Source organism: Ruegeria sp. BI11, assembly GCF_056538005.1.
The window spans coordinates 465441-477150 of record NZ_JBQFSM010000001.1; the positions used below are offsets into that span (position 1 = coordinate 465441).

The 11710-nt window shown below is 54.7% G+C and carries 11 protein-coding genes; 9 read left to right on the top strand and 2 right to left on the bottom strand.

Annotation, left to right across the window (positions count from 1 at the left end; all coding sequences use genetic code 11):
• Positions 1 to 103: 103 nt before the first annotated feature.
• From ACR0DT_RS02275 to ACR0DT_RS02300, 6 genes are read left to right on the top strand one after another with little or no spacing between them, the layout of a single operon-like run.
• Complete coding sequence (locus tag ACR0DT_RS02275; RefSeq protein ID WP_480709191.1) at positions 104 to 1081, top strand: AAA family ATPase; 978 nt, start codon at positions 104 to 106, stop codon at positions 1079 to 1081.
• Between the two features lie 20 nt (positions 1082 to 1101).
• Positions 1102 to 2049, top strand: a complete 948-nt coding sequence (locus ACR0DT_RS02280) for a DUF58 domain-containing protein (protein ID WP_480709192.1) — start codon at positions 1102 to 1104, stop codon at positions 2047 to 2049.
• Positions 2046 to 2519, top strand: coding sequence for a DUF4381 domain-containing protein (locus tag ACR0DT_RS02285; protein WP_480709193.1), 474 nt, complete (start codon positions 2046 to 2048; stop codon positions 2517 to 2519). Before ACR0DT_RS02280 ends, ACR0DT_RS02285 begins: the two co-directional genes overlap by 4 nt.
• A complete protein-coding gene (locus ACR0DT_RS02290) occupies positions 2519 to 3502 on the top strand; it encodes a VWA domain-containing protein (protein ID WP_480709194.1) in 984 nt (327 codons plus the stop codon). The genes ACR0DT_RS02285 and ACR0DT_RS02290 overlap by 1 nt, the downstream gene beginning before the upstream one ends.
• Positions 3499 to 5004, top strand: a complete 1506-nt coding sequence (locus ACR0DT_RS02295; protein WP_480709195.1) for a VWA domain-containing protein — start codon at positions 3499 to 3501, stop codon at positions 5002 to 5004. Before ACR0DT_RS02290 ends, ACR0DT_RS02295 begins: the two co-directional genes overlap by 4 nt.
• The gene (locus tag ACR0DT_RS02300; protein ID WP_480709196.1) at positions 5001 to 6230 is read left to right on the top strand and encodes a hypothetical protein; all 1230 of its coding nucleotides are present in this window, start codon (positions 5001 to 5003) and stop codon (positions 6228 to 6230) included. Before ACR0DT_RS02295 ends, ACR0DT_RS02300 begins: the two co-directional genes overlap by 4 nt.
• A 3-nt stretch (positions 6231 to 6233) precedes the next feature.
• On the opposite strand, the gene ACR0DT_RS02305 is transcribed toward ACR0DT_RS02300, so the two are convergent.
• Complete coding sequence (locus tag ACR0DT_RS02305; RefSeq protein WP_480709197.1) at positions 6234 to 6914, bottom strand: Crp/Fnr family transcriptional regulator; 681 nt, start codon at positions 6912 to 6914, stop codon at positions 6234 to 6236.
• A 198-nt stretch (positions 6915 to 7112) separates the two neighbouring features.
• Here ACR0DT_RS02305 and ACR0DT_RS02310 point away from each other — a divergent pair, with 198 nt between their 5' ends.
• From ACR0DT_RS02310 to cls, 3 genes are all read left to right on the top strand, one after another.
• Positions 7113 to 8723: an arylsulfatase gene (locus ACR0DT_RS02310; RefSeq protein WP_480709198.1), complete on the top strand. Its 1611-nt coding sequence runs from the start codon at positions 7113 to 7115 to the stop codon at positions 8721 to 8723.
• 71 nt (positions 8724 to 8794) lie between these two features.
• Entirely contained in the window at positions 8795 to 9769 is a 975-nt protein-coding gene (locus ACR0DT_RS02315; RefSeq protein ID WP_480709199.1) for an HAD family hydrolase, read from the top strand.
• Between the two features lie 23 nt (positions 9770 to 9792).
• Positions 9793 to 11205: a cardiolipin synthase gene (gene cls, locus ACR0DT_RS02320; protein WP_480709200.1), complete on the top strand. Its 1413-nt coding sequence runs from the start codon at positions 9793 to 9795 to the stop codon at positions 11203 to 11205.
• Here cls and ACR0DT_RS02325 read toward each other — a convergent pair.
• Complete coding sequence (locus ACR0DT_RS02325) at positions 11202 to 11636, bottom strand: ion channel (protein WP_480709201.1); 435 nt, start codon at positions 11634 to 11636, stop codon at positions 11202 to 11204. The genes cls and ACR0DT_RS02325 overlap by 4 nt on opposite strands.
• Positions 11637 to 11710: the final 74 nt, after the last annotated feature.

Consider the following 11710-nt stretch of genomic DNA (forward strand, 5'->3'; position numbering starts at 1 on the left):
AACGCTGCTAACGTTCCATCATTACTAAATATTCTTGACCATTCCGCTGCAGCGCTGCCTTGACATGTCAATTCCTGACATCTGGCCATGATTGGACCAAAAAATGAATGCACTTAATCAGATAAATGATCTTAAGGGCCGTATGGGGCAGTCAGTTATCGGGCAGGTCGAGGTGATTGACCGGCTGATCATCGGATTATTGGCAAACGGAAACCTATTGATCGAAGGCTTGCCCGGTCTGGCAAAAACCCGTGCAGTCAAAGCCATGGCGCGTAATCTTGATGCAAGTTTCAGCCGAATACAGTTCACGCCGGACCTGCTGCCATCCGACGTGACCGGCACCGAAGTGTTTCAGCAGACAGGCGATGGCGGCACTTTCCGGTTCGATCCCGGCCCGATCTTTGCCAATATCGTTCTTGCCGATGAGATCAACCGCGCACCCGCCAAAGTCCAAGCCGCCCTGTTAGAGGCGATGGAGGAACGGCAGGTCACCGTCTCTGGCACCACACACAAGATGGAGCCATTGTTCATCGTGATGGCCACGCAAAACCCGATCGAGCAAGAGGGGACTTATCCCTTGCCCGAAGCCCAGATGGATCGGTTTCTGATGCACGTCCAGATCACCTACCCCCCGGTTGAAGATGAGGTTGAGGTAATTCGGCTGGTTCGGGGCGAAGAAATTGTGGCCGGGTCCGGCATGTTCAAGAAACCTCAACCTCCGATCCCACAAGATGCCGTATTTCAGGCGCGATCTGAAATCGGCCAAGTCCACGTGTCCGATGCCATGGATCGCTACATGGCCGATCTGGTACAGGCCACCCGCACACCCGAGAAATACAGCGAAGAGCTCGCCAGCTGGGTCGAAATAGGTGCCAGCCCACGTGCGTCGCTTGCGCTGGACAAATGCGGGCGGGCCCATGCCTGGATGAAGGAACGCGACTATGTGGATCCTGCTGACATTCGTTCCATTGCGCACGACGTGTTTCGCCACCGCATCACACTTAGTTTCGAGGCGCAGGGAAGCGCCAAAACACCGGACGACGTAATCACGGAAATCCTGCGCCTCGTGGCGCTGCCCTGATTGATTGGAAAGAGAGGCCCGTGGCCAAGACCGCCACATATACCAAAGACCCACGCATACATGTGGATGCTCAACACCTGTTGCGGCTTGGCGCAAAATCGCGTGCCCTCAGTCTTTTGCCGAAACAACCCGCACGCTCGATCCTGAACGGGCGTCATGCGTCGCGCCTGCGGGGGCGAGGTCTAAATTTTGAGGAACTGCGAGGTTATTTTCCCGGCGATGACATTCGGACAATCGACTGGAAAGTGACGGCGCGGACCGGAAAACCTCATGTTAGGGTCTACACCGAAGAACGAGATCGCCCTGCCCTGCTGTTGGTTGATCAACGTGTTTCAATGTTTTTCGGGACCGAAGTTTATATGAAATCGGTCATCGCAGCAGAAGCCGCTGCTATCGCGGCCCATCGTGTCCTTTCCCAAGGAGACCGTGTCGGTGGGATCGTTTTTGGGGATACAGATCTCGCCGAGCATCGTCCTCAACGCCGCGCTGTTGTATTGACGAGGTTCATTTCGTCAGTCGCCGCGTTGAACAGCGGCTTGAACGCATCCTTGCATCCAGAACCGACCATTTTATTGAACGACGTCCTGAAGCAGGCAATTGGCATAGCACACACCAACGCACTGATCTGCGTATTTTCGGATTTCGACGGTCTGACCGAAGACTCGGAACGCCTAATAAACCGCTTGTCGCAGTCAAATGACCTTATTCTGTTCAATATTTCCGATCCCAGCGCGCATCAATTGACCGCAGGGCTGAAAATGACCGTGTCGGACGGAACTAAACAAATCGAGCTCGACAGTTCTGAACCTGACTTATCCAACCGCATCAAAGCGGCAATGGATGACCGGTTAGCGCAATTACAACTCTGGTCACGACGCTATGGCTTTCCTATTGTCCCACTAACAACGTCAAAACCAGCTCTGGATCAATTGCTGAAACTGTTCGGTCACCCCGGAGGTCGGGCATGACTGTTGACGTAGAAGGCAAATCCCTGGTCGAGTTGCTGGACATGCTTGTCCCCGCACCTGCGCCAGAACCAATTCTAATGACACCGCAGACTTGGGGTTGGGTGGCTCTTGCTATTGTTTTGATCGCGGCCATCGCAGTCGAAATTTACCTGTTTCGCCGACATAGGCGATCAAATGCGTATCGACGTGCAGCTCTGGCTGATCTTCAAGCTGCCGGCGACGACCCCGCCAAGATAGCAGAGATTCTGCGGCGCACTGCACTTGCTGCATATCCACGTGCGCAAGTCGCCGGTCTGCATGGGCAAGAATGGATCAACTTTCTACAGCAAACTGCTGAAAAATTGCCTTTTTCTGCCTCTGCATCTCGTCTGTTGCTAGAGGCGCCGTATAGAATCTGTCCACCGAGCCCGGAAGTTACGCATATGGCACGGGTCTGGATCAAAACCCACAAAGCTAAAAGGGGGCGCTGATGATTTCATTCGCTGCACCATGGGCTTTTCTGATTTTGCCTTTAGCGGGGCTGGTCTACTGGTTCGCTCCTCCCCATCAAGAACAAACAAGCGCGATCCGCATTCCGTTTTTCCGCCATGTCGCCAGGGCTGCAGGGGCTGATCCGCAATCCGGGTCGGTGATTTCACTGCGGACGAAGGTGCAAGCCCTTGTGGCGACCTTGATCTGGTTGCTGCTAGTCACAGCCCTTGCCCGACCTGAAAAGCTGGCCGACCCAATCGTGATCGAAAAATCTGCACGAGACGTAGTACTAGCGCTCGATATCTCGGGCTCGATGGATCAACGCGATTTCCAATCTACAGATGGCACGCCCGTGCAACGATTGGCGGCCGTCAAAGATGTATTGCGCACATTCATAGCCGAGCGTCCGGGCGACCGAATGGCGCTTATAATTTTTGGTACACGAGCTTTTGTGCAAGCACCTTTCACTGAAGACCTAAATAGTTTGAATGGGTTCCTAGACCAGACTCAAGTAGGCATGGCGGGTCCGAACACCGCTTTGGGCGATGCGATTGGGCTTGGCATACGCATCTTCGATTCAAGCGAAGTGGACCAACGTCTGATGATTGTGCTCAGCGACGGAGCGGATACGTCCAGTCGAATGACGCCCACCAATGCCGCAGCCATCGCTGCGGATAAAGGCGTGGTCATCTATACCATTGGTGTAGGTGACCCCAATGCTACCGGCGAAGACCGTGTAGATCTGGACGCTTTGCAAGCCATCGCGGATCGCACCAATGGTCAGTACTTCTTTGCCAACGATCAGGCCGCACTCAGCGATGTCTACCAGCGAATTGATGAGCAGAACCCCAGAATTGTAGAAACCCAGAGCTATCGTCCGCGTGAAAGCCTTACCCACTACCCGTTACTGATCGCTTTGATCGTTTTCCTGTTTAGTTCCGCTGGCTTTCATGTCGCACAGCGTCGAAGGAGAACGACTTGATCGACGCTGTCACAGAATTTCATTTTATCAGAATGGGATATCTACTGTTCCTAATTCCAATAGCCGGATTATGGTGGATGATCCGCCCGAAACGCAGAGGGCAATCTAACTTACCTGCGGGTATTGCACCCCATCTTGCACGAGCGCTTACGCTGGGCGCAGACCAAAAGCGCCGGATCTATCCGATAGACGTTGCTATGCTCGTCGCTGCATTAATCACACTCGCTGCCGCTGGCCCAACCTGGACGCGAGCGACCAATCCTCTGCTTGCCGACACCGCCCCGTTGGTGATCGCTTTGAAGGTCACCGACAGCATGGAGAATACGGACCTGATCCCGTCGCGGTTGCAGCGGGCTAAATTCAAGATCACAGATATAATCAACGCGCGGGTCGGCGCACAGACCGCTTTGATTGCCTATGCAGGATCACCCCATCGGGTGGCACCGCTGACTGAGGATGCAAATATCCTGCGCCCTTTGCTCGAGGGCCTGACCCCAGCCGTGATGCCGACACCGGGAGACACCGCAGCAGACGCGCTGGTATTGGCGCAAAGCATTTTGAATGACAGTGAGACTCCCGGTGCCGTGCTGTTTGTTCTGGATGATCTCGACCCGTCGCAAGCTCCAGAGTTTCAGACCGCCTCATCGCAGATGTTCTTCCTGACAATGCTGCCTAACAACCAAGAGATCGTTCAGCTGAATACTTTGAAGAATGCAACCGTCGTCCAATTTTCAAACGATGACCGTGATGTAGCTCAGCTGCTGAGGCAAATACAGACGGCCTATGTCGATGCGCTGGATGACGAGGACCGGCTTGATTGGCAGGATAAGGGATGGATTTTGGCCTGGCCTGCGGCGCTGCTGTCCCTTCTTTGGTTCCGACGGGGGTGGGTTGTCCGGTGGGCCTTATTGGGGCTGTTCCTTGTGCAACTGTCAGGCCCGGCCAAGGCTGACGGTTGGCGTGATTGGTTCCTGACCCCCGATCAACAGGGCCAGATCGCCATGAACCAAAAACGCTTTGCCGACGCGGCGGAGTTATTCGAGGATCCCTATCACGAAGGATACGCCCGCCTGAAAGCAGGCCAATACCCAGAGGCCGCAGCGATCTTTGAGGAGATCAACACTCCCGAAGCAGCCTTTGCCGAGAGTATGGCACGCATCCGAAACCGGGAGTATCGACCGGCAATCGCGGCCTTTGAAACCGCTTTAGAGCGTCGCCCGAACTGGCCAGACGCACAACATAATCTTGAAGTTGCCACGGCCATTCTGGACTATGTGGAAACCACGCGCGAACAGTCCGATACCGGCGAAGAGGCCGGTATTGGCGCAGATGACACGGTTTTCGACAATGAAGGCGGTCGGGGTGAAAATACGACCATTCAAACCCAGTCTGACGGCAGTCAGCCCCTTTCTGCAGATCAGTGGATCAGCGCCATTGATACGGACATGCAGGATTTTTTACGCAATCGGTTCTTGTTGGAAAATCAGGAGCAGAAGCAATGAGGTTCCTGCTGCTTTTGCTTATGCTGTTGCCCTGCTTGGCGCTTTCGCAAGGAACCACTGCCGTCCAACCTCAAGTCACGGTCGAAACGCCGACCGAAGACGTAATCGTAGGGCAACCGGCCATCGTGCGCATCAAGGTGCTAGTTCCGACGTTTATGCTGTCTCCTCCTGTTTTCCCATCACTGGAACAGGAGAACCTGTTGGTCCGCCTTCCCGAACGCGCCTCTGGTCCCGTCAGCGAGACTGTAAACGGCGAAACCTGGTCCGGCGTTCAGCGCAGTTATCGTATTTATCCATTGAAAGCCGGCCAAATCGACCTTGGCACTACAGACATGGCGGTGACATTTGCCGATCCTGAAACGACCGACCCAATTCAGGTTTCAGTCCCGTTTTCTCCGATCACGATCAACGCGGTTGTCCCCGACGGTGCGGCAACACTGAACCCTCTGATTATCGCGACGGGCTTTGAATTGGACCAAGAGATTGAAGGCGCGAACGAAATGCAAGCCGGAGATGCGATCACGCGACGCTTAACGGCGCGTATTGCTGGGACCACTCCAATCTTAATTCCACATCTTATTCCCGAAAATCAAGATCTTCTGTTGCGACCTTATCCAAAGGAACCGCGGTTCACCGAGGTTGAGGACCGAGGTGTCCTGTCAGGCCAACGCATAGACGAGGTTGTGTATCTCGCACAAGGTGGAGGCCAAACACAGCTGCCGCCAGTTTCCATCCAGTGGTACAACCTGACGACCAAATCGGTTGAAACGGTGGATGTCCCGGGCGTGGATATGACGCTGACCGCGCCCAAGTCGACCCCCCTGACTGCGGAAAGGTTGGTTGCTTATGCGCTATGGATGGGTCTGGCAGCAATTGTGGTTTGGGCAATTTTGCACTGGGGCACGCCGCGATATCGCTCTTGGAAATCAGCGCGGGAACAAGCGTATCGGGCCTCGCCAGCCTTTGCACTGGCGGAATTGCGCAGCGCATTACAGGCGCATGATCTGACCGGAGCTTATTCTGCGCTTGAAACATGGAAAGGCCGCTGCAGTGATCCACAGGGATATGCCGAACTGGAAGCGCAGTTGGCCAAGATCGGCCGTGCGCAATACGCGGTTGTTTCCGATCGTAAAACGCCAGATTGGTCTACCGCAATTTCTTCCATGAATGGGCTTCAGGCAACACCACAAAAGCAGGCACAGCCCCTTCCTCCACTGAACCCCTGACTTTTACGTTTGGCAGTTCGCGATCAGTGCCTGCCTGTTCTTCAATCGCACCCGTCCATAACCAAGTTCGATCAAGTCCAAATCCGCAAGCCGGTGAAGACTGCGATGCAAAGTGGGTTGGGAGACGGCGATCATCTCAGCCAGCTCCTCCTGCGACACCACGATCCAGCCGTCGCATTTCGAAGTACCTTCATCCAGATGCAAAAGCCTTAGAACAAGCCTCTTTTCACTTCCCGTCACCGCAAGGTTTGCCATGATCCTCAGGGCGGTCTGCATATTCTCGTGGGTCAACGCATAAAAGTCCCGCACGTAATCAGGCTTGGACTGAACCAGCTTAGTAACACGGCCGCTTGGAAAAAACAGAGCGTGAGTCTCTTGCGTGGTCACGACGCTGACCAGCCGGGGCTCATCTGCAAAAAGGGCTAAATCCCCCACCCAGAACCCCGCGCCTTCGCGATGCAGAACGAACTCCTGTCCGTCATCCGCAGGTGCGGTGATCTGCACACCTCCACTGAGGACTGCAAAAACCCCGTTGGAAGCGTCACCATGGTGATACAGCGTTTCCCAGGCTTCATAGGTTCTGGGCGTCCCACACTCCAGTAGATCACGCTGAAAAGCGGCCGAGCGTTTGCTGAACCAGCTGCCGCCCTGCAAGAGCTTCAAATTATTCGCTTTGTCAAACATTAGAATTTTCCAATATCATCATATGATGAGTTTTCAATCTATTTGATCGCCTAAGCTTGGCCCACTCGATTCCCTAGCGTGTGATCTAACACCTTTCAGGAATTGATCTTTTCTTGGCAGCTTATTGGCTAAAAAAGCCAGCCTCCATCTAATTTTTCTCTCCGGGTTTTCTCAACCCATTCAAATCAGGAGCACATCATGTCACCACCTCGTTCGATTGCACATAGCTGGCGCAATGGCTTGCGTCGGGTCGCTGTGGCTACTTTCGCCGTTGCGTTGGCAATTCCTGCCTGGGCACAGGAACAGAAACCCAACATTCTGGTTATCTGGGGGGACGATGTCGGACAGTCCAACATCTCGGCGTACACGATGGGACTTATGGGCTATCAAACGCCGAACATTGACCGGGTCGCCAAGGAAGGGATGATTTTTACAGACTACTATGGTGAGCAATCCTGCACCGCCGGCCGGTCGTCTTACATTATGGGGCAATCTGTTTTCCGGACCGGCCTGTCCAAGGTTGGTTTGCCAGGCGCCGATCTGGGTATGCAGGTTGAAGACCCGACCATCGCGGGCTTGTTGAAAGACCATGGTTACGTCACTGGGCAGTTTGGCAAGAACCACCTGGGTGACAAGGACGAGCATCTGCCTACAAACCATGGATTCGATGAATTTTTTGGCAACCTCTATCACCTGAACGCTGAGGAAGAACCGGAAAATGAAGACTATCCCGGTGAAGCAGTTCTGGCCGATGGACGCACCTTCCGCGAAGCTTATGGCCCGCGTGGTGTGATTAAGTCCAAGGCAGATGGAACCATCGAAGATACGGGTCCCCTGACCCGCAAGCGCATGGAGACGGTAGACGAAGAGACCGTTGCCGCTGCAATTGACTTCATCAAACGAGCTCATGAGCAAGGCCAGCCCTTCTATGTCTGGTGGAACGGCACTCGGATGCACTTCCGCACCCACGTCAAGGATGAGATGCGCGCGCAAGCGAACGACATCATCGGTGGCGTTGCAGACGAATACACCGCGGGCATGATTGAGCATGACATGCATGTGGGGCAGTTGCTTGACCTACTGGATGAGCTTGGAATCGCCGACAACACGATCGTCCACTATTCCACCGACAACGGACCGCACATGAACACATGGCCGGATGCTGCCATGACACCGTTCTGGGGGGAAAAGAATACCAACTGGGAAGGCGGATGGCGCGTTCCGTCCATGGTACGCTGGCCCGGCCAGATTGAGCCAGGATCTGTCACCAATGAGATCGTGCACCATATGGATTGGTTGCCGACCTATCTGGCGGTCGCCGGTGATCCGGAAATTAAGGAAAAGCTGAAAGCTGGTTATAGTTCGTCCGGTATGGGTCGCGACTATAAAGTACATCTGGACGGCTACAACATCCTGCCTCTGCTGACTGGTGAGGCCACGGAAAGCCCCCGTCGTGAAATTTTCTATTTCTCGGATGACGGTGACCTGACCGCGCTGCGCTTTGACGACTGGAAGCTGATCTTCCTTGAGCAGAAGGCCTGGGCCACACTGCGCGCCTGGATCGAACCGTGGACTGAACTGCGTATTCCGCTGATCGTGAACCTGCGTCGCGATCCTTATGAGCGCGCTTATCGGACCTCCAACACCTATTATGACTGGCTGTTGGATCGGGCCTATTTCTTGGTTCCCGCACAGCAATATGTCGGGTCCTTCCTGGAAACCTTCCAGGAATTCCCGCCACGCCAGAAAGCGGCCAGCTTTAACCTAGATCAGGTGATGGAGAAACTGGTCACACCGACCAACAACTGATCCCTCTCGCAAATCATGGGTCGCCGGTTCAACGGCGGCCCTTTTCACATTGAAGTATAAAGGATTTCCTCATGAAGGCTGCTTTGTATGCCGCTGCCGTTTTCATGGCTCCGTCTGCTGTTTTCGCCGACCCGCTACCCAGTTGGGGAACCTCAGTGTCGAAAGATCGGATCGTCGCCTTTGTCGATGCTGTCACCGATCCGGATAACCCCGATTACGTGACACCGGCGGATCGGATTGCAGTATTCGACAACGACGGCACCCTTTGGGCAGAGCAGCCGGTTTATTTCCAACTGACCTTCGCCATGGATCGCCTTGCCGAAATGGCAGCGGCTAACCCTTCGATCCTGACCAGCCCAACGCTGGAGGCGGCGGCAAAGGGAGATTTACAAACCATCGCCGAAGGCGGCCATGAGGCCTTGATCGAAGTTCTGAACGCCTCGCATTCCGGGATCAGCGTGGAAGAGTTTCAGGCCTCGGTCACCAAGTGGCTGGACACTGCGCGCCATCCCGATACCGGTCTGCCCTATGACCAGATGACCTATCAGCCAATGGTCGAACTGCTGCGTTACCTCAGGGATGAAGGGTTCCGCACTTACGTCGTTTCGGGTGGCGGGCTGCATTTCATGCGCGTGTTTGCCGAAGATGCCTATGGCGTTCCGCCAGAGCAGGTTCTGGGAACATATACCGCCACGACCTATGAAACAGCCGAGGGCAAACCCACGATCATCAAGGCCCCCGGCATTGCTTTTATTGATGACAAGGAAGGCAAGCCGATCAACATCGAACGCACGCTTGGCAGGCGTCCCATTCTGGCCGGTGGAAACTCGGACGGGGATTTCGCCATGCTCGAGTGGACAACCGCCGGTCATGGGCCGCGTCTGGGCGTCCTGATCCATCACACCGACGCTGAACGGGAATGGGCCTATGACCGCGAAAGTCCGATCGGAAAGCTGGTCGACGGGTTGGACAAAGGCCCCGATATGGGTTGGGTCATCGTGGATATGGCGCAAGACTGGAATCGCATCTACACTGGATTTGAATAAGATACTCAGAGAACGATAACCCAATGTGGACATTGCTAGTTTCCGCGGCCGTCTTCTTTCTTTACGTCACGGCCGTGGTCTTTGCGATACGGGCCGCGCAAACCGCCCGCACGCCACAAGGCGCGGTTGGTTGGGTGGTGTTTCTGATCTCGGCCCCGGTATTTGGCGTCCCGTTGTACCTGTTTCTAGGTCACCACAGATTTCGCGGCTATCGTATCGCCCGCAAGCACAGTGAAAGGGTCGTCGAAGGCATCAAAAGTTTTGCGGATTTTTCAATGCCCGAACCCGGGTCGATGCCGTTTAACCCGCGACCCTTCGAGGTTTTGGCGCATCTGCCGGTATCGCGCGGCAACGGGGCCGAGTTGCTGATCGACGGCCAAGCCACATTCGATGCCATTTTCGACGCAATCGACTCCGCGCAGAATTATATTCTGATCCAGTTCTACATTGTCCGCGACGACCAACTGGGTAAACAGTTGCAGTCCAAGCTGATCGCTGCCACCAAGCGCGGAGTATCTGTCCGCTTTATGACCGATGCCGTGGGCAGCTATGGCCTGCCGACCGCGTATCTTGACACCCTACGCAATGCTGGGATCGAGATTGCCAATCCGCGCGACCGGCGCGGGCCGCAGTACCGCTTTCAACTCAACTACCGCAATCACCGCAAAACCGTGATCATTGATGGGGAAATGGGCTTTATCGGCGGTCACAATGTGGGTGTCGAATATCTGGGACAAGACAAGTACTTCGGGAAATGGCGCGACACACATCTTAAAATGACTGGCCACATCGTCCGGCAACTACAATTGATCTTTGTCGAAGACTGGCACTGGGCCCACGAAGAAGACCTGATTGACCAGCTGAATTGGGCCGGGTCGGAATCCGAACAGGATATGAACGCCCTGCTGGTCGCCACCGGACCGGGGGATGATACGGAAACCGGTGCGATGATGTTTTTCTCGGCCATCACCGCAGCCAAAGAACGCATTTGGATCGCATCGCCCTATTTTGTTCCCGATATAGACGTAATGACAGCCCTGCAGCACGCCGCCTTACGGGGTGTCGATGTGCGTATCCTCGTGCCCGAAGTGATCGACCACCGCCTGCCCTGGTTGGCCGCCTTCGCCTATTTTGACGAGATCCGCGACTGCGGCGCGCGCGTGTTTCGATATACCGAAGGGTTCATGCATCAAAAGGCGTTTGTGGTCGATGACACGCTGGCCGCTGTGGGAACGACCAATCTAGACAACCGCTCATTCCGGTTGAATTTCGAAGCCATGGCGCTGTTTTTTGACCAACGCGCGGCTGAAGCCGTAGACAAAATGCTGCGGGCCGATTTCGAAAACAGCTATGAACTGACACGCAACCTGCCCGAACAACCAGGTTATATCCGGTTCGGCTCGCCCCTAGCGCGGCTGTTCGCGCCGATCCTCTAGGACATCAACTCTTCTTTGAAAACCTGGGTCATCAGCGCGACCATAAAGGCGGTCGACAAGCCAAAAGCCAGCAATCCGGTGACCGAAGCGAACGCGCCGAATATGCGCAGCGGCTCTCCCAGCACGATATCGCCGTAGCCTAGCGTGGTGAATGTCACCAACGAAAAATATAAGGCCGAGTTCCAATCAGGCAGAACATCCCCCAGAACCCAGACAATCGCCCATAACCACACCTGAAACGTGTGAATAGCTACGATGAACGCAAGGGCGATACAGATTGGTCCGGCGATCGCAAGAAACTTTTGGGTATTTTCTAACCGTGGTGCCATGTGCCGGATGAACTGCGTGCACCACGTCAGTAGGATGATCTCGATCAGAAAACAAATCCCGAGATAGATGCTGCCCCAAACAATCTGCTGCGCTAGTGTCATCAACTCGTATCCCAGCCCTGAGAAGTTCTGACACAATGGCGACTTAACCCAAAAAGAACAAGGCTGTGACAAAT